We start from the raw sequence: 17,714 nt of genomic DNA, 5'->3' as shown, positions 1-17,714 counted from the left end.
GACGAGGCGCGCGAGGGCATCAAGGTCGACGCTGCGCCCGCCGCGATCGTCGAGACCCACTGGCCCGAGACCGGCATTCGCACGCGACCGTGGTCGCCGAGCAAGCGGATCGCCACCATGTCCAAAGGGACACGTTTGCTCGTGCGCGGCGTGGTCGCCAGCCGCGACAGCAGCGGCTGCAAGGGCAAGCCGTGGTACGCCGTCTACCCGTTCGGCTACGTCTGCTCCGAGCACGTCAAGCCCGGGCGCGAGCAGCCGACCGTCGGCCACGCGCTCGGCGAGCGCATGCGCGGCGATCGGCGCCTGCCCTACGACTACGCCAAGGTCCGCGAAGAGGGCGCCCTCATGTACCGCGGCGTCGACGGCGTGCGCACCGGCGTCGCCGCGCGCAGCCTCAGCGAGGGCATGAACCTCGCCGTCGCGCGCACCCTCGAGGTCGACGGCGCCGCCTACGTCGAGACCGTCGACGGCCAGCTCGTCAGCAAGTCGTCGGTCGGCTGGCTCGGCCAGGGCTCCGCCTGGCACGGCGTCTACATCGACGCTTCTACCGCCATCGGCCCCGCCTTCGCCTGGTCCTCGCGCGACAAGGTCCCCGTGCTCGCCGAGCCCGCCGTCAAGGCTGCGCAGGTCGGCACCCTCGGCCTGCGCGAGCGCGTCGACCTGCTCGAAGAGACAGGCGAAGCCGACCCCGACCGCTGGTGGAAGATCGGCGACGGACGCTACGTGCAGGCCAAGAACCTCAACGAGGTCGTCTTCACCGCGATCCCCGAGGGCGCCTTGCGCGACAACCGGCTCGCCAGCGGCGACGACCAGTGGATCGACGTCGATCTCGGCGAGCAGGTCCTCGTCGCCTACCGCGGCGAGCGGCCCGTTTACGCCACCCTCGTCAGCTCGGGCAAGGGCTCGCCGACGCCGAAGGGCAACTACCCGATCTGGGCCAAGGTCGCGAGCATGACCATGGCCAACCAGGACTACGAGGACAACCCGTACATGGTCGAACATGTCCCTGGGTCATGCTCTTCCAGGGCCACAACGCGCTCCACGGCGCCTACTGGCACGACCAGTTCGGCAAGCGGCGCAGCCACGGCTGCGTCAACCTCGCCCCGCTCGACGCGCGGTGGTTGTTCGAGTGGGTCTCCCCGGCGCTGCCGGCCGGGTGGACCGGCTACTTGCCCGCCGACCTCGAGCGCAGCGTCGTCGTCCACGTCCGCGACTCCAGCCTCCCGCCCGACCAGGCCTTCTTTCAGGAGCGGCCGATCGGCCCGCCCGACCCCGAGGAGGAAAAGCGCCGGCAGGAGGAGGCCGACGAGCGCCGGGCCGAGGCTGCCGCTGCCGCGGCGGAGGCCGTCCCGGCCGCCGCTGCGGCCGGATAGCGCGTCGGATCGGCGCCGGTTGACCGTGCGACGCGCGCCCGCGTATGTTCCGGGCCATGGTTCGCGCCCCTCGCTGGCTCCTCGCGCTCCTCCTCTGTGCCGCTCCGTCGCTGTCCGGCTGCAACACCGGACCCGGCCTCACCAAGGTCGAGGCGCCGGCCGAGGGCATCACGCTGCGCTACGACCTCACCCCGGGCCAGGTCTACCAGGGCAGCGTGCGTCGCAGCGCCACCATCCGCGCCGCCAGCAGCGCCACCAGTTCTTCGCAGAGCTTCAGCTTCGATCTCACCCTGACCGTCCGCGGTCCTGACGAGACCCACGGCGGCACCGCCGTCACCGCGCGCTTCAGCGCCGTCTCGGTCAAGTGGAGCCTCCCGCCGAGCTTCCCGGTCAGCGTCGCCGAGTTCAACCGCACCGCCGGCCAGCAGCTGCAGGGCCTCGAGGTCGACTTCAACGTCGACGACAGCGGCAAGATCCTCCACATGCCCGAGCTCCCCGAGGACCTCTCGGCCGAGCTCCGCGTCGTCCTGCAGCAGGCTCTGGACGCGCTCGAGACCGCCTTCCTCACCGTCCCCGCGCGCCCGCTCAAGGCCGGCGACACCTGGAAGGACGACAAGAAGCGCGGCCGCAAGGGCAAGCTGGGCCGCTACAGCGAGGGCACCGTCACCAGCAAGGTCGACGGCTTCTACAAGACCGGCGAGCCGCCGATCACCGTCGCGCGCCTCGTCACCGACACCGACGAGACCGAGATCACCACCACCTCGAGCGGCAGCCACGAGGTCAAGAAGCAGTCGACGATCACCGCCCTGTTCGCCACCGAGCAGCACTACCTCTACAGCTACGTCAACGAGGAGCAGATCTTCGACGCCGGCAACACCAACACCTTCGCCAAGACCGAGGTGAATTGGGCCAAGCCGGCCAGCCAGACCGGCGGCGCGCCGCCGACCAAGGTGCAGGACATCAGCGACCCCTGCCACCCCGACTACGTCGGCTCCGAGGACTGCAACGAGGCCGCCCCGCCCCTGCCCGCCGGCGGCGAGCCCCCCGCCAGCAGCCAGCCGCCGACCACCTCGGCCCCGCCGCCCTCCGGCAACTGAGCGCTCCGATCGCCTGTCACGAGGGACATGCCCACACGGGCATGTCCCTTCGTCGTTGTCTCTTTGGACATGCCCCCGAGGACATGTCCGACTACCCGCGCCGCGGCACGCGCTTCGAGATCCCGCACAGGATCTCGTAAGGGATCACGTCGGCCCAGCGCGCCAGCTCGTACGCGTCGATGCGGTCGCGGCCCTGCGGCCCGAGCAGCGTCACGCGTTCGCCCTCGCGGGCGTCGGGCAGGTCGGTCACGTCGATCATCGACACGTCCATCGTGATGTTGCCGACCACCCGGCAGCGGTGCCCGCGGACCAGCACCTGGGCCTGGCCGCTCATGCGCCGCGGGTAGCCGTCGGCGTAGCCGACCGGCACGATGCCGAGGCGCGACGGCCGGTTCAGCTCCATGCGATGCCCGTACGACACCCGCGCGCCGGCCGGCAGCTCGCGGATGCCGAGGATCCGCGAGTGCACGCTCATCGCCATCTTGAGGCCCGGCAGCTCGACTTCGCGGCTCGACGCGGCCCCGTAGATCGCCACGCCCGGGCGCACCATGTCGAAGTGCGCGTGCGGCAGGCGGACCAGCCCGGCGCTGTTGCACACGTGGCGGATCGGCGGATGGAACCCGCGGCTGGCCAGCACCGCCAGGCTGTCGCGGAACGACTCGAGCTGGCGCGGGCTCGTCACGTCGTCGGGCTCGTCGGCGCAGGCGAAGTGGGTCATCACCCCTTCGAGGCGGACGTGCTGCCCGTCGTCGCCCTCGAGCCAGTCGAGGAACTCCGGCAGCTGCCCCGGCAGCGCGCCGAGGCGCGACATCCCGGTGTCGATCTTCAGGTGGATCGGCAGCGGCGGCGCCCCGCTGCGGCGGACCGCGGCGGAGAGCAGCTGCAGGTGCTCGCGGGCCCACACCACCGGCGTCAACGAGCGGTGGACGATCACGTCTTCGGAGCCCGGATGGACCCCGCCGAGCACCAGCACGGGCGCGCGGATCTCGGCCTGGCGCAGCTCGACGCCCTCTTCGACCAGGCTGACCGCGCAGCCCCACGCGCCGGCGTCGACGAACGTGCGGGCCGCCTCGATCGCACCGTGGCCGTAGCCGTCGGCCTTGACCACCGCGAGCACGCGGCAGCGCGGACCGACGGCGGCCTGCACGGTGCGCAGGTTGTGGACCATCGCGCCGGCGTCGACATACGCATAAGTCGGCCGGACTTCGATGATCGGAGCTTGCCTGCGGTCGGCGACCCGACGTTCAGGCCCGGAATAAGGCACGGGCCTGAAGTTAGCACGAGGAGTCGGGGAACGTGGCATCGGACGCGTCCCCCAACGCGTCCGGCCCCGCCGACATTCCGCGGCTTCAGGTCGTCTCGTTGACGAGGCTGTCGTTGAGGATCATGCGCCGGCCGCTGCCGCTGACCAGGCCGTTGCGGGCCATCGCGCTGAGCGTGCGGGACACGGTCTCACGACAGGAGCCGACCATGCGCGCGAGCTCCGACTGCGTCGGCACGGGCGCGAGGATCCAGCCGGCGCTGGCCGGGTTGCGACGGCCCTGGCGGCGGGCGAGGCGGGCGAGCGTGCGGCGCAGCCGCTGCTCCACGTCACACAGCGCCAGGCCGCTGGCCACGGCCTCGACCTCGCGGAGCTTCTCGTACTGCAGCCGCATCAAGCGGACCACGGTCTCGGGCTCGCGCCGGAGGTGCTCGCTGAGCGCCTCGCCGGGGATCCGGAGCATCTCGCTCTGGACCGCGGCGACGGCGGTCGTCGACATCACCATCCCGGGCATCGCGCAGTTCTCGCCGAACACTTCGCCGGGCCCGAGGCTCGACAGGATGAGGTCACGGTTGCCGTCGACGGCCCGGACCAGGTTGATGCGCCCGCGGAGCACGATATAGAGGCCGTCAGCGGGCTGCCCGTCGTGGCAGAGGATGCTGGCGGGCGTCTTCCGGACGCGCACCGCAGTGCGGCCCAACACTTCCAGTTCGGCGGGGCGGGCAGCGGTGAAGGGCTCGACGCAGGACAAGATATCCTGGGCTTCCATGCGCTCCAGGGGGATGCTAGGGCGGCGGGATTCCGACTCAACGTGCATGCTTGTGAAGGTCAGCACAAAGCGGGCCAAACGCCGGCACGGCGCGTCGAACGCCTAACTCTTTGATTTTCCAATCGTCTTCCAAAAATACGGCGATCATCGCGCCCCTGGAGACCTGTTGCACGATCGCCACAGGTGAGTGAATTGGGCAACGCTGTGATCCATGTCGTGCCGGCGCACATGGCGCCAGCTCGTCCCACCACCAGTTCGTTGTACCTTTCCGCCCGTGCCGACGCTCGTGCTCAACGGTGAGCCGCACCCGTTCACGCCCGGGACCACGGTCGGGGCGCTGGTCGCCTCGCTGGGCCTGGACCCGCGACAGGTAGCGGTGGAGCGCAACCGAGAGATCGTGCCGCGGGCCACCTACGACCAAACCGAGCTGGTCGACGGTGACAGGCTCGAGGTGGTCACCTTCGTCGGCGGAGGCTGAAGTGAGCGACACACACGACACCTGGACCCTCGCCGGTCGAACTCTGACCTCGCGCCTCATCATCGGCACCGGCAAGTACAAGGACGCCGACGAGACGCGCGCCTGCCTGGCCGCCAGCGGCGCCGAGATCGTGACCGTCGCGCTGCGGCGCGTCGACCTCAAGGTCAAGGACAACCTGCTGTCGTGGATCGACCGCGGCCGCTACACGCTGCTGCCGAACACCGCCGGCTGTTACACCGCCGACGAGGCCGTCCGCACCCTCCGCCTCGCGCGCGAGCTCGGCATCGCCGAGCTCGTCAAGCTCGAGGTCATCGGCGACCCACGCACGCTCCTGCCCGACAACGAGGAGACCCTCAAGGCCGCCAAGATCCTCCTCGACGAGGGCTTCGTGGTCCTTCCGTACTGCACCGACGACCCGATCGTCTGCCGCAAGCTCGAGGCGATGGGCTGCGCCGCGGTCATGCCGCTCGCGGCGCCGATCGGCAGCGGCCTCGGGATCCGCAACCCGCACAACATCCGCCTCATCATCGAGCAGGCCAAGATCCCCGTCATCGTCGACGCCGGCGTCGGCACCGCCAGCGACGCCGCGATCGCCATGGAGCTCGGCTGCACCGCCGTGCTCATGAACACCGCCGTCGCTCACGCCCAGGTTCCCGTGCTCATGGCCGAGGCCATGCGCGACGGCATCGTCGCCGGTCGCAAGGCCTTCCGCGCCGGCCGCATGCCCGCCCGCGTGGTCGGCAGCGCCTCGAGCCCGACCACCGGCATGATCGAGTGACGGGCGCTCTGCCGCGTCGTCGCTCGCGCACCCGCTCGCGCTCTCGTGGCATCGCCCTTCCACCTGCTCGCCATCACCCCGCCGACCGGCCCCGTCGATCCCGAGCTGGTCGCGTGCTGGCGCGCCGGCGCGGGTGAGCTCGCCCTCGCCGTCCTGTTGCGGGAGCCCGGCGCCGCGCCCGAGGCCCTCCTCGACCCCGCCGGTCGCCTGGCTCCGCTGATCCGCCGCTGCCGCGAGCGCGCCGTCCCGCTGCTCCTCGCCGTCGATCCCGAGCACGCCCTGCGCGCGACCGCGCTCGATGTCGACGGCCTCCACCTGCGCGGCGACCCCTCGCTCGCCCGCCTCGCAGACCTGCGCCCGCGCCTGCCCGGCCTGCTCGGACGGGCCGTCCACGGCGTGCCGCAGCCCGGCCACCACCTCGTCGACTACACCCTCGTCGCCCCGGTCTTCGCCCCCACCACCGCCCAGCCCGGCGCCCCGCTCGGCAGCAAGCGCCCGATCGGCCTCGCCGGCCTGCGCGCCTGGGCCGCAGATCCCGCAGCCTGCGTGGTCGCGCTCGGCGGCGTCGGCCCAGCCACCGCCGCCGACTGCCTGGCTGCCGGGGCCCGGGCCCTCGCCGGGATCGGCGTCTTCTTTGGTCCGCCCGCGCGGGTCGAGCAAGATGTCGCCGCGCTGAGCGAACTGCTCCGCGTCGCGCATGTTCTTTCGCCGCGAACCAGAGCCTGACGACTACCCCGCGCCGCCGGATCGCACCTGGCCGACGCGGCTCGCCTGGTGCGTCCTCGTCGGCGGCGCCGCCCTGCTGGTCCTGCGCTGCAGCTTCGCCACGGTCGTCGAGATCCACGGCGACGGCATGGCGCCCAACCTCCACAGCGGCGACCACGTCCTGTTCGTGCGCGGCACCTGGGGCCTCGATCGCGGCGACCTCGTCGTCTACGACCCCACGCCGCCGCCCCCGCCGCCCGAGCCCGCGCCCGTGCAGGAGCAGCCCGGCGAAAAGCCGGTGCCCGAGGCGCGCCCGCGCGTGCCCGGCACCCGCGATCGCCTGCGCAACACCGCCGTCGTCGATCCCAAGGAGCTCGGCCTCGACGACGAGTGGGAGAAAGTGCAGCGGCGCAGCGGCGTCGCCGGGAAGCCCCCGCCGCGCAGCTTGCGGGTCGCGCGGATCCTCGCCGTCCCCGGCGACAGCGTCACCTTCGGCGACGCGCGCGGCGCTCTCGGCCTGGCCATCAACGGCGAGCCGCTCGCGCACAAGCCCGGCGACGGCCCCGGCGAGCCCGGCGGGCGCCCCACCTCCTTCGAGATCATCGGCGATCGCCGCTATCAGGTCCTCGCCAGCACCGCCGGCCCCGACGCCTGGCACGGCATGGGCGTCCCGGCCGACGGCGGCCCGTACGAGATGCCGGCCGACGGCTACCTGCTCGTCGCCGACAACCGCGACGAGGGCGCCTGCTGCGACTCGCGGGCGATCGGCTGGGTCGAGTCCGACCAGATCCGCGGCGAGATCGTCCTCCGCCTCGGCGGCGCCCCCGAAGATCCGGCAAAAGACAAGCGCTGAAGGACATGCCCATCAAGACATGTGCAATGGCACATGTCCTTATCGACAAGCCCATCACGACATGTCTTTCCGAGCATACGCAGCAGCGGCGCGCGTATAGGGGGACGAAGCCCGTCGCCGCAGCCTGGGCGCCGGCGTCCTCGCTCACGAAGTGCGCACCAGCGGCCACAGGCCGCCCGAGCCTCCGACGACGACTTGCTCTCCCACGGCCTCCGCTGCCGCGCCCTCACTCGGGTCGCCGGCCGACGGCACCATGACGAGGTCAATCTCGTCCGCCGCCACCGCGTCCGCTCCGCGCTCGCCGGCCCACGGCAACAGGCGCCCCGAGCGTCCGCGGACGAGCTCTGAGACCGCCTCAGTCCCCGTCCGCCTGCTCCCCTTCGCCGCGCAGCGTCAGGTCGGACACCTCCTCAAAAAACGCGGGCGGGCGCGACCGTTCGGACGTCGCCCGCATCACCTGCGTGTGCGCCAGCAGCTCCGCAGCGTGCGGGTCGCTCGCCTGGTACGCCTCCCACGCCGCCCGGCTGGTCCAGCGCGCGACTCCGACGAACTCGTGCGGGTCGTCGGCGCTACGGACCAGCAGGCTGCCGCAAGCGCCGGGCGCGTGCGCCCGCATCCACCGCGTAATCTCGCCCCAGGCCGCTGCGAACGCTTCCTCTCGGCCTGGCTTCACCTGCCACCAGTACATCACGCGGATCAAAGTCGCCCTCCCTGAAACCTGTCCCGCGAGCGGCTCGCTCGCGCCCGATCGGCGGATCGCACGGGCAACAGCATGCAGGCGCCCGCGAGAAGCGTCGAGGTCGGCCACGGCGCCGACCGCGTCCGCCGCAGTGGCGCGTCAACGAGCGCAGGCGCTATCATTCGCGGCCGGCATGACCGCCTCGACCAAGCCCGACCTCGACCGTCCGCTGCGGATCGGAACCCGCGCCTCCGAGCTGGCGCTGTGGCAAGCGCATCACATCCGCGACCGGCTGCGCGCCGCCTGGGGCGACGACCTCGTCGTCGAGCTCGTCCACATCACCACCGAGGGCGACCGGATCCAGGACCGGCCGCTCAACCAGATCGGCGGCAAGGGCCTGTTCGTCAACGCCATCGAGGAGCAGCTCGCCGCCGGCGCCGTCGACCTCGCCGTCCACAGCATGAAGGACCTGCCCGGGCATCTGCACCCCGGCCTCGCCATCGTCTGCACCCCGCCGCGGGAGGACGCCCGCGACGCCCTCGTCCTCGGCCCCGCGCTGCGGGCCAAGCTCTGTCCCGAAGGACATGTCCCGAGTGACCTGTCCATTCATTCCTTGCCGGCCGGCGCCACCCTCGGCACCACCAGCCTGCGCCGCGGCGCGCTCGCCCTGCGCCTGAACCCCGCCCTGCAGATCCGCCCGCTGCGCGGCAACGTGCCCACCCGCCTGCGCAAGCTCGACGCCGGCGACTACGACGCCATCCTGCTGGCCACCGCCGGCCTCGTCCGCCTCGGCCTCGCCGACCGGATCGACGCGCGCCTCGATCCCGAGCAGTTCTGCCCCGCCGCGTGTCGGGATCCTCGCGCTCGAGAGCCGCGCCGACGACGACCGCGTGCGCGCCCTCGTCGCCCCCTTGGGCGACGCCCACGCCGCCACCGTCGCCGCGGCCGAGCGCGCCTTCCTCGCCCGCCTCGACGGCGGCTGCCAGGTCCCCATGGGCTGCCACGCCGAGCTGCGCGACGACCTCCTGCACGTCCGCGGCGTCATCACCGATCCCGGCGGCCGCCCCTGCTTCACCGCCGCCCGCGTCGGCCCCCCGGAAACGGCCCCCGAGCTCGGCAAAGCCGTCGCCGAGCTCCTGCTCCGCCTCGGCGCCGACGCCGTGCTCGCCGCCCTCGCGCACAAGACCTGAGAGACATGCTCCCACGGGCATGTCCCTCACAACATGCCCGATCGGACATGCTCTCGACGACATGTCCCTTGCGGCCCTCGCGTGCTCACCAGTGACGGAGCTCGCCTCGCGCGAGCGCGCGCCGGGCCTCGCCCTATCGGACATGCTCTCGACGACATGTCCCTTGCGGCCCTCGCGTGCTCACCAGTGACGGAGCCCGCCCTGCGAGAGCGCCCGCCGCACCATGCGCTTGCGAACGCAGCCCCATCCCGCGCCGGCGTTTCGCCTCCGCTCGCGGCTCGGCCCCGCCTGAGGGTCCGCAGCGACCCGTCACTCGCGCACGAGCTCGGGCTTCACAAGCCCCGCCGCCGCCTCGGCGGTCGCCGTCGCTGACGGCACCTCGAGACCGAACAGCTGCTGCACCGCCCCGGCCAGGTCGGCCTCGGCGCCCTCGCCCACGGCGGCCTGGCGCAGCGCCGTCATCGGCTTGTGCAGCAGCTTCTGCACGATCCCGTTGGCCAGCGCCTCCACGGCTTTCTGCTGGTCGGGCGCCAGGCCCTGCAGCTTGCCGCGGACGCGCCCCAGCTCCGCCTCCGCGATCGCGCGCGTGCTGCTGCAGCGCCTGCACGATGGGACCGATCGAGCGGGCCCGCTGCCACGCCACGAACTCGCCGACCTCTTCCTCCACCAGCGACCCGGCGCGCTCCGCCTCGGCCGCCCGCGCGCGCATGTTGTCGTGGACGATCCCCTGCAGGTCGTCGATGTTGTAGAGGAACACCTGCTCGAGGCGCGCCACCTCCGGCTCGACGTCGCGGGGCACCGCGATGTCGACGAAGAAGATCGGCTTGCCGCGGCGGACCTTCATCACCGGCCGCAGCAGCGCGCGGTCGATCACCGGCCGCTGCGCCCCGGTGCTGGTCACGACGATGTCGGCGCGGCGGAGCTCGGCGTCGAGGCTGTCCCACGGCGCGAAGCGGGCCGCCAGCTCGTCCGCCAGCGCTCGCCCGCGGGCCTCGCTGCGGTTGACCACCGCGATCTCGGCCACGCCCGCCGCCTTGAGATGGACCCCTGCCTGCGACGCCATCTCGCCGGCGCCGACGAGCAGCGCGCCGCTGCCGGTGAGCTCGCCGAAGATCGATCGCGCCAGGTCGACCGCGACCGACGGCACGCTGGCCGCGCCGCGTGCCACCTCGGTCTCGCTGCGGACCCGCTTGGCCGCGCGGAAGGCCGTGCCGAGGCAGCGGTCGAGCACCCCGCCGACGGTACCCTCGCGCTGCGCCAGTTCGAACGCGTCCTTGACCTGGCCGAGGATCTGCGGCTCGCCGACGACCATGCTCTCGAGGCTCGCCGCGACGCGACAGATGTGGCTCGCCGCGGCCCGCTCGCCGCGCACGAACGTGTGCGCCACCAGCTCGGTCAGCGGCACCGCGCGCGTGTCGGCCAGCGCCTGCAGCACGCGCTCGCCGGCGCGGGCCCAGTGCGGCGCCACCCCGTAGACCTCGACGCGGTTGCAGGTCGACACGATCATCACCTCGCCGAGGCCCGCGCGCTCGCGCAGGGCCGACAGCGCGGCCGCGAGGTCACCTGCCCCGAAGGCCAGGCGCTCACGGAGCTCGACCGGCGCCGTCTTGTGGTTGAGGCCGACCGCGACGAGCTCCGTCATGCCCGCACCCCGTACCATACGAGCACCAGCAGCGTGCACGCGAACGCGGCGAGGGTCAGCAGCGCCGACTTGCGGCCGCGCACCCCGAGCGCCGCGCGCATCACCAGGATCGCCGCGCTGCACAGCCACGCCGCCGCCGCCATCACCACCTCGATCCAGCGCCCGCCGATCGCCGCCACTCCGCCCGACTTCACCGTCCACAGCACCCCGGTGACGATGGTCAGGGTCAGCACCGGCACCACCAGCATCACTGCATGGTAGTGCAGGCGCTCGAGTCCGGTCAGCGACAGCCCGCCAGGCTGTGGCTTCCAGCGTTTCAGCCGCAGTCGCCGGTCCATCGTCAGGTAGAGCGCGGCGATGCCCGCCGCGATCGTGAACCCGCCGAGGCCCGCCGTCGCCAGGCCGATGTGCGCCTTCGCCAGCGCGCTCGTGGGCGCCGGCAGTGGGTCGTGCACGCTCGCGGCTCGAACATCACCCCGATCGACAGCCCGAGCAGGCCGACCGGCGCCACGATCGCGCCGAGCGTCGCCGCGCGACGGATGCGCCCGACCACCAGGCCGCCGACCACCGCGATGAGCGCTCCGAAGCTCGTGGCGAGGAACACCGAGCTGAAGGGGTGCTCGCCGCCGACGCACTGGGCGCCGATGCACGCCACGTGCAGCGCCGCCGCGAGGGCCAGCAAGATCCCCGCGCGTCTCGCGGGACTGGGCGTCCGCGCGCGCCTCGCTCGCGGGCGGGTCGAGCGCGTACGCGAAGATCGCGGCGCCGTAGGCGAGCGAGGCGAGGATGAACAGGATCAGCATGCGACGCTAGTTATCGGACGACGTGCCGAGGGTCTCGATCTGTTGCATGAGACGGCCCCACGTCGGCCCGTCGAGGCGGACCTCGGCGCCGCGCGCGTCGACCACCGTGGCGATGAAGCCTGGCTTCACGGTGTACGCGTAGTCGCCCATCACGACCGAGCTCTCGTAATGGTCGGCGCCCATCTGCGCCAGCTCCTGCGACGTCTTCACCCGGCCGACGACGTCGTGAGGATCGGCCTCGCCGCCGTCGATGCGCTCGAACCACACCGCGGGGTTGATGAAGAGATCGACCGACGGCGGACCCGACACGCGGAGGAGGTCCTGCTCGAGAGACACGCCCCCTGTCGAGAGCCAGGTGTCGACGAGGGTCTGAGCGACGAAGATCCGCGGCATACCCGGCCAGGGTAGCCGCGCGCGCGGCCTCACAACCCTTGCGCCGCCGCGAGCCCGGCACCATGCTCTGGCCGGCGCGACGCCGGGAGCGCCGCGCGCCACCGCCGCGAGCGGCCCCCACTTCCACTGCAAGCCCGTCCAAGCCTGACTGCTTCACGGCCCTCTGGCCTGCACTTCACCCGCCCCAACCACCATGGCATCCGACAAGATCACCAACACCTCGGACCAAACCTTCAAGAACGACGTCATCGACTCGCAGACCCCGGTTCTGGTCGATTTCTGGGCCACTTGGTGCGGTCCGTGTCGCGCGATCGCGCCCCACCTCGACGCCCTCGCCGAGGAGCTCGGCGGCCAGATCAAGATCGTCAAGCTCGACGTCGATCGCAATCAGAACACCGCCGTCGAGTACGGCGTCACCAACATCCCCACCCTGCTGCTGTTCAAGGACGGCAAGCTGGCCAACCGCATGGTCGGCGGCGGCTCGCGCGGCAAGATCGCCGAGTTCATCAAGACGGTCGTCTGACCCGTCTTGCTCGCAGCAGTCTTCAAGGACAGGTCCTTCGGGACCTGTCCTTTTGTTCATTCGCGCGCGCCGCTCACGGCTTGACGAACTTGAGCGTCATGCGGTCGCTCTCGCCGATGGCCGCGTACTTGTCGCGGTCCTTGTCGCCGAGCTCGAACGACGGCGGCAAGGTCCACACGCCCTTCTCGTAGTCCTTGGTGTCCTTCGGGTTGGCGTTGATCTCCGAGCGCGCCTGCAGCTTGAAGCCGAACGACTCGATGCGGGACACCACCCAGTCCTCGGGCAGGTAGCCGGTCTCGGCGACCTTCTTCGGGTCGTCGACCTGCTGCGGCTTGGCGCGGTGGGCCTCGACGCCGAGCACGCCGCCGGGCTTGAGCGCCTTGAAGGCCGCGCCGTAGATGGCCCCGTCGATGCCGTCCTCGACCCACCCGTGGGTGTTGCGGAACGTGACGACCAGGTCGACCGAGTTCTCGGGCGCGAGCACCAGCGCCGACGGGTCGGTCACGGTCACGACCTCGACCTTGTCGTAGACCTCGGGCGCGCCGGCCAGCTTGTCGAGGAACTTCTTGCCGTTGCGGGTCTGGTAGGCGTCGGCCGGCCCGCTCGTGTCGAAGTTGGTGACGATGAGCTTGCCGCTGTCGCGCAGCGTGGGCGCGAGGATCTCGGTGAACCACCCGCCGCCGCCGGGCCACAGCTCGACCACCGTCTGGTCCTTCTTGAGGCCGAAGAACAGCAGGGTCTCGAGCGGGTGGCGATACTGGTCGCGGGCGCGGTTCTCCGCCGAGCGCTGCGGGCCGGCGATGGCCGCCTTGAGCGCCTCCGCCGTCGCGGGATCGGCGTCGCGGACCGCCGCGGCTGCGGGATCCTCGCCGCCAGGAGCCGGCGTCTCCGCCGGGGCTGCCGGCTTGGAGGCGCAACCAGGGAGGACTGTCGTCGTGACCAGCGCGGTCAGCGAGAGGGAGCGAAGGGCCGTGCGCAAGAACATGCGCCGCGAACATACTCCACCGCACCGGGCCGGCCATCCGGCGGAGCACCGGTGAGCTGAGCCACGTCAAGCGGACCCGCCGGTCCCCGTCTTTACCTTCCGAAGCCTGCGCACGGGTGTTAAACCGAACATCGCATGAAGCTTCGCGGCAGGATCCTCTGGCTCACCGACGACCCGCACGGCATCGCCAAGCAGTTGACGGGCACGGATCTCGACGCCCGCGCGGACGCCGCCCCGTCGCTCCACTACGGCGTCAACACCGATCTCATGATCAGCGGCGCCGCCTGCACTCTCGGCTACACCGGCGACATCCTCGGGCCCTACTTCCTCGAGAACTTCAAGGAACAGGTCCAAAAGGACAGCATCAAGGACGGCGGCTTCCAGGTCGTCGTCGGCGGCGACGCCTACGGCTCCGGCTCGAGCCGCGAGGTCGCCGTGGTCGCCCACCAGGGCGCCGGCATCGAGCTCGTGGTGGCCCGCAGCTTCCAGCGGATCTTCCAGGAGAACATGGTCTACAGCGGCCTGCCGTTCACCACCGACTTCGGGGTGATCGGTCGCCTGCAGGCCGGCGAGGACGTCGACCTCGGCGGGCTCGCGGCCGAGCTGCCGCCGTTCTTCCGCGCCGTCGTGCAGAACGGCGGCCTCCTGCGCTACGGCACCCGCCTGCTCGCCGGCGAGATCGAGCCCGAGTACCGCACCGACGCTCCGGCGCGCCCGCTCAACTGCGTCGAGAAGATCATCGCCGCGCGCACCTGGACCGGCGGCGAGCGCTTCGGCATCGCCGCGGTGGGGCCCGGCGATCAGGTCCTGTGCGAGGTCGGCTTCCGCGGCGTCCACGAGTACACCGGCGGCATGGTGATGGCCCTCTACGAGCAGGAGTGGGGCACCACCCCAATCAAGAACCCCGAGCTCGCCGCCGCCTTCGAGGACCACTTCGTCCTCATCGACCAGCCGACCGTCCCGCTGCGCGTCAAGAAGCAGCGGCTCGACTCGGCCCGCCAGCTGCGCGACGAGATGGTCAGCGCCAGCCTCAAGAACGGCATCCGGATCCACGGGCCCGGCCAGAAGTACGACGCCGGCGTGTGCCACCGCATCGTCGTCGAGCAGTACGGCAACCCGGGCACCATCATCATCCTCACCGACTCGCACACCCCGACCGCCGGCGTCCTCAACGCCTTCGCGTTCGGCGTCGGCTCCACGGCCATGGCCTTCGCGCTGCGCACCGGCCTGGTCCCGGTCACCGTGCCGAAGACCGTGCGGATCTGGGTCACCGGCGACGCGCGCGGCGTCGTCTCGCCGAAGGACCTCATCCTCCACATCATCGGCGACCCGTACTTCCGCGAGGAGCAGTGGCGCACCTCGGCCACCGACACCTGCGTGATCCAGATCGGCGGCCCCGGCCTCGATCAGTGGAACGTCGACGAGCTCAGCGTGCTCACCAACATGACGGTCGAGGGCGGCCTCATGACCGGCGTCGTCGAGCCGTGCGCGCCGGTGCGGGAGTTCCTGCGCACCCGCCGACCCGGCGTCGACACCGACGCCCTGTTCGTTGAGCCCGACGAGGGCGCCGAGTACGTGCGCACCATCAGCATCGACCTCGCCGACGTCCCGCTGACCGTCGCCACCCCCGGCGACTCGCGCAACCGCGCCGCGCTGGCCGACGTCCTCGACGTCCCGATCCACAACGTCGTCATCGCCTCGTGCACCGGCGGCTCGCTCGCCGACCTGCGCGCCGCCGCCGACGTCCTCCGCGGCCGCAAGCTCGCGCCCAAGGTCCGCGTCACCGTCACGCCCTCGAGCGCCGAGGTCAGCGCCTCGGCCGAGCGCGAGGGTCTGCTCGGCCTGTTCCGCGAGCTCGGGGCCGTGGTCACCGCGCCAGGCTGCGGCTCGTGCATCGGCAACGGCCCGGGCATCCCGCTCGAGGGCGAGACCACCGCGAGCACGACCAACCGCAACTTCGACCGCCGCATGGGCGCGCCCGGCCCGGTCTACCTGGTGTCGCCCGCGGTCGCGGCGGCCTCGGCCGTCACCGGTCACCTCACCGATCCTCGCGACCTCGGCGGCGCGCAGACGTGACCGGGCGCGACGGCCCCGACCCTCGGCTCCCCGCACGCGCCGGGTGACACCGGCGCGTCACGATCGCGTCGGTGAGTTCGAGCGCGCCGGCCTCGCCGGATTCCCGGTACCCGGCGAGCGCGCGCCCGTGCAGCGGTGATTTCGGGGCTTCGCCGGCGCTCGTGCGGCATGGCTCGCCTCACTCGCGCGCAGGCGTGATCGAACGCGCCGCCCGCCGGCTTGTCGGTCGGGCGCGGCTCGGCGTACCGTCTGCGCCTCTATGCGCGTGATCGAGAGCTTCCTGAACGGCGCCTGGCAGTCCGCGGACGGTCCCAGGACCTCGCTCGTCAACCCTGCGACCGAAGAGGTCCTGGCCGAAGCGGCCTCGGCGCGCGGCCTCGGCGACGCCGTCCGCCACGCCCGCGAGGTCGGCGGACCTGCCCTTCGGGCCATGTCCTTCCGGCAACGCGGCGCCCTGCTGCAGGCCATCGCCAAGCTCCTGCACGCGCACCGCGAGGAGCTGCTCGACCTCGCGGTCGTCAGCGGCGGCAACACCCGCGGCGACGCCAAGTTCGACGTCGACGGCGGTCTCGGCGTCCTCGCCGCCTACGCCGAGCTGGCCGAGAGCCTGCCCGACGCGCCGTGGCTGGTCGAGGGCGAGCCCGCGGTCGTCGTGCGCACCAGCAAAGTCCGCGTGCAGCACCTGCTGCAGCCGCGCCACGGCGTCGCCGTCCACATCAACGCCTTCAACTTCCCGGCCTGGGGCATGCTCGGCAAGGCCGCCGTCGCCTGGCTCGCCGGCATGCCCGTGCTGTCGAAGCCGGCCACCAGCACCAGCCTGTTGGCCCACCGGATCGCCGAGCTCGTCGTCGGCGCGAACATCCTCCCGCCGGGCGCCTTCCAGATCCTCATCGGCTCGGTCGGCGACCTGCTCGACCACCTCGGTCCGCAGGACGTCGTCGCCTTCACCGGCTCGGCCGACACCGGCGCCAAGATCCGCGGCCACCGCAACGTCCTCGCCCACGGCGTGCGCGTCAACGTCGAGGCCGACAGCCTCAACTCGGTCGTCCTCGGCCCCGACGTGCAGGAGGGCAGCGAGCTGTGGGACCTGGTCGTCCGCGACGCGGTCACCGAGCTGACCCAAAAGACAGGTCAGAAGTGCACCGCCACGCGGCGGATCCTCGTCCTCGAGGCCGCCCTGCCCGCGCTGCGCGACGCCCTCGAGGGGCGCCTCGGCGAGCGCGCCGCGCAGACCGGCAACCCGCTGAGCAAGAGCGTCAAGATGGGCCCGCTGTCGACCGCGCAGCAGCTCGCCGACGCCCGCGCAGGCGTCGCGGCCCTGCGCGAGCGCGCCCGCGTCGTCCGCGGCGATCCGCAGCGGGGCGAGTTCGTCGACGTGCCCGCCGGCAAGGGCTTCTTCCTCGAGCCGATCCTGCTCGAGGCCGACGCGGCCGCGGTGCTCGATCGCAGCGCGGTGTTCCACCGCGTCGAGGTGTTCGCGCCCGTCGCCACCCTCCTGCCCTACGACGGCAGCGTCGCCCAGGCCGCGGCGATCGTCGGCTTCGGCGGCGGCAGCCTGGTGAGCACCGTCTACAGCGACGACCGCGAGTACGTCGCCCGCGCCGTCGCCGAGCTCGGGCCGCAGCTGGGCGCCTCGTCCTGTCCGACGAGAAGGGCGCCGGCGGCTCGTTCAGCCCCGGCGGCGTGTTCCCGCAGGCGCAGCACGGCGGTCCTGGTCGCGCCGGCGGCGGCGCCGAGCTCGGCGGTCGCCTCGGCCTCGAGCTCTACATGCAGCGCACCGCCGTGCAGGGCGGCGCGAGCCAGCTCGCGCGCCTGTTCGGCGGCTGACGCCCGCCCGCCGCCGCGCTATCCTGGGCCGACATGCCGATCCTGGTCGCGCTGGTCGTGCTCGTCGCGGTGCTCGGGGGCGTCGCCTACGCCGGCTTCGCCCGCTTCCTCGAGCACCGCGAGCGCATGGCCGCGCTCGAGGCCCAGCGCCCGCGCGTCATCCTCGCCCTCCCGCCCGGGGACAACCGCGACACCGATCAGCTGACCGAGGAGATCCTCGCCGCCTGCCGCCAGAAGGGCGTCGACGTCGACCTCGACCTGCGCTGACCCGCCGCCCTCCCC

The 17,714-nt window shown here is 72.2% G+C and carries 17 protein-coding genes and 3 pseudogenes; 12 read left to right on the top strand and 8 right to left on the bottom strand.

Going from position 1 to position 17,714, the window contains the following annotated elements; all coding sequences use genetic code 11:
• Positions 1 to 117 precede the first annotated feature (117 nt).
• From OV079_RS57430 to OV079_RS07970, 3 genes and pseudogenes are all read left to right on the top strand, one after another.
• A pseudogene (locus OV079_RS57430) lies at positions 118 to 948 on the top strand (L,D-transpeptidase); the annotation flags it as partial.
• Positions 949 to 1,013: 65 nt separating this feature from the next.
• Positions 1,014 to 1,373: a L,D-transpeptidase gene (locus OV079_RS57425; RefSeq protein ID WP_420829511.1), complete on the top strand. Its 360-nt coding sequence runs from the start codon at positions 1,014 to 1,016 to the stop codon at positions 1,371 to 1,373.
• A gap of 215 nt (positions 1,374 to 1,588) precedes the next feature.
• Complete coding sequence (locus OV079_RS07970; protein ID WP_267767193.1) at positions 1,589 to 2,470, top strand: hypothetical protein; 882 nt, start codon at positions 1,589 to 1,591, stop codon at positions 2,468 to 2,470.
• 91 nt (positions 2,471 to 2,561) lie between these two features.
• Here the strand turns inward: OV079_RS07970 and alr are convergent, their stop codons facing one another.
• Positions 2,562 to 3,773 (bottom strand): alanine racemase, encoded by a 1,212-nt coding sequence (alr, locus tag OV079_RS07965; protein WP_267767192.1) that lies wholly within the window; start codon positions 3,771 to 3,773, stop codon positions 2,562 to 2,564.
• A 46-nt stretch (positions 3,774 to 3,819) separates the two neighbouring features.
• Entirely contained in the window at positions 3,820 to 4,500 is a 681-nt protein-coding gene (locus OV079_RS07960; protein ID WP_263429637.1) for a Crp/Fnr family transcriptional regulator, read from the bottom strand.
• Positions 4,501 to 4,774: 274 nt separating this feature from the next.
• Between OV079_RS07960 and thiS the strand changes: the two genes are divergently transcribed.
• Genes thiS through OV079_RS07940 form a run of 4 tightly spaced genes read left to right on the top strand, consistent with a single transcriptional unit; the run spans position 4,775 to position 7,314 of the window.
• A complete protein-coding gene (thiS, locus tag OV079_RS07955; RefSeq protein ID WP_267767191.1) occupies positions 4,775 to 4,978 on the top strand; it encodes a sulfur carrier protein ThiS in 204 nt (67 codons plus the stop codon).
• Between the two features lies 1 nt (position 4,979).
• Positions 4,980 to 5,756, top strand: coding sequence for a thiazole synthase (locus OV079_RS07950; protein ID WP_267767190.1), 777 nt, complete (start codon positions 4,980 to 4,982; stop codon positions 5,754 to 5,756).
• Positions 5,757 to 5,801: 45 nt separating this feature from the next.
• Entirely contained in the window at positions 5,802 to 6,482 is a 681-nt protein-coding gene (locus OV079_RS07945; RefSeq protein ID WP_267767188.1) for a thiamine phosphate synthase, read from the top strand.
• Positions 6,454 to 7,314, top strand: coding sequence for a S26 family signal peptidase (locus OV079_RS07940; RefSeq protein WP_267767187.1), 861 nt, complete (start codon positions 6,454 to 6,456; stop codon positions 7,312 to 7,314). Before OV079_RS07945 ends, OV079_RS07940 begins: the two co-directional genes overlap by 29 nt.
• A gap of 355 nt (positions 7,315 to 7,669) precedes the next feature.
• Here the strand turns inward: OV079_RS07940 and OV079_RS07935 are convergent, their stop codons facing one another.
• Complete coding sequence (locus OV079_RS07935; protein WP_267767186.1) at positions 7,670 to 8,122, bottom strand: putative quinol monooxygenase; 453 nt, start codon at positions 8,120 to 8,122, stop codon at positions 7,670 to 7,672.
• A gap of 64 nt (positions 8,123 to 8,186) precedes the next feature.
• Here OV079_RS07935 and hemC point away from each other — a divergent pair.
• A pseudogene (gene hemC, locus OV079_RS57420) lies at positions 8,187 to 8,783 on the top strand (hydroxymethylbilane synthase); the annotation flags it as partial.
• Positions 8,784 to 8,904: 121 nt separating this feature from the next.
• A complete protein-coding gene (locus OV079_RS07925; protein ID WP_267767183.1) occupies positions 8,905 to 9,183 on the top strand; it encodes a hypothetical protein in 279 nt (92 codons plus the stop codon).
• 309 nt (positions 9,184 to 9,492) lie between these two features.
• On the opposite strand, the gene OV079_RS57415 is transcribed toward OV079_RS07925, so the two are convergent.
• The 4 genes and pseudogenes from OV079_RS57415 to OV079_RS07910 form a co-directional block, all read right to left on the bottom strand.
• Complete coding sequence (locus tag OV079_RS57415) at positions 9,493 to 9,717, bottom strand: hypothetical protein (RefSeq protein WP_420829510.1); 225 nt, start codon at positions 9,715 to 9,717, stop codon at positions 9,493 to 9,495.
• Positions 9,718 to 9,772: 55 nt separating this feature from the next.
• Positions 9,773 to 10,825 (bottom strand): annotated as a pseudogene (hemA, locus tag OV079_RS07920) (glutamyl-tRNA reductase); the annotation flags it as partial.
• Entirely contained in the window at positions 10,822 to 11,280 is a 459-nt protein-coding gene (ccsA, locus tag OV079_RS55640; protein ID WP_267767181.1) for a cytochrome c biogenesis protein CcsA, read from the bottom strand. The gene ccsA and the pseudogene hemA, both read right to left, overlap by 4 nt.
• A gap of 354 nt (positions 11,281 to 11,634) precedes the next feature.
• On the bottom strand, positions 11,635 to 12,021 hold the full coding sequence (locus tag OV079_RS07910; RefSeq protein WP_267767180.1) for a hypothetical protein: 387 nt from the start codon (positions 12,019 to 12,021) through the stop codon (positions 11,635 to 11,637).
• A gap of 193 nt (positions 12,022 to 12,214) precedes the next feature.
• Between OV079_RS07910 and trxA the strand changes: the two genes are divergently transcribed.
• Positions 12,215 to 12,544 (top strand): thioredoxin, encoded by a 330-nt coding sequence (gene trxA, locus OV079_RS07905; protein ID WP_267767178.1) that lies wholly within the window; start codon positions 12,215 to 12,217, stop codon positions 12,542 to 12,544.
• A 73-nt stretch (positions 12,545 to 12,617) separates the two neighbouring features.
• On the opposite strand, the gene OV079_RS07900 is transcribed toward trxA, so the two are convergent.
• Positions 12,618 to 13,529, bottom strand: a complete 912-nt coding sequence (locus OV079_RS07900; protein ID WP_267767177.1) for a class I SAM-dependent methyltransferase — start codon at positions 13,527 to 13,529, stop codon at positions 12,618 to 12,620.
• A gap of 135 nt (positions 13,530 to 13,664) precedes the next feature.
• On the opposite strand from OV079_RS07900, the gene OV079_RS07895 reads away from it, so the two are divergent.
• Together OV079_RS07895 and OV079_RS07890 are read left to right on the top strand one after the other, a co-directional pair.
• Positions 13,665 to 15,605 (top strand): aconitase family protein, encoded by a 1,941-nt coding sequence (locus tag OV079_RS07895; RefSeq protein ID WP_267767175.1) that lies wholly within the window; start codon positions 13,665 to 13,667, stop codon positions 15,603 to 15,605.
• A gap of 259 nt (positions 15,606 to 15,864) precedes the next feature.
• On the top strand, positions 15,865 to 17,637 hold the full coding sequence (locus OV079_RS07890; protein WP_267767174.1) for a 3,4-dehydroadipyl-CoA semialdehyde dehydrogenase: 1,773 nt from the start codon (positions 15,865 to 15,867) through the stop codon (positions 17,635 to 17,637).
• The last annotated feature ends 77 nt before the right edge of the window (positions 17,638 to 17,714 follow it).

The sequence above is a fragment of the Nannocystis pusilla genome, from assembly GCF_026626665.1.
Lineage (GTDB): Bacteria > Myxococcota_A > Polyangia > Nannocystales > Nannocystaceae > Nannocystis > Nannocystis pusilla.
The sequence above is the reverse complement of the archived record's forward strand: the minus strand, read 5'-3'. Positions and strand labels throughout refer to the sequence as shown.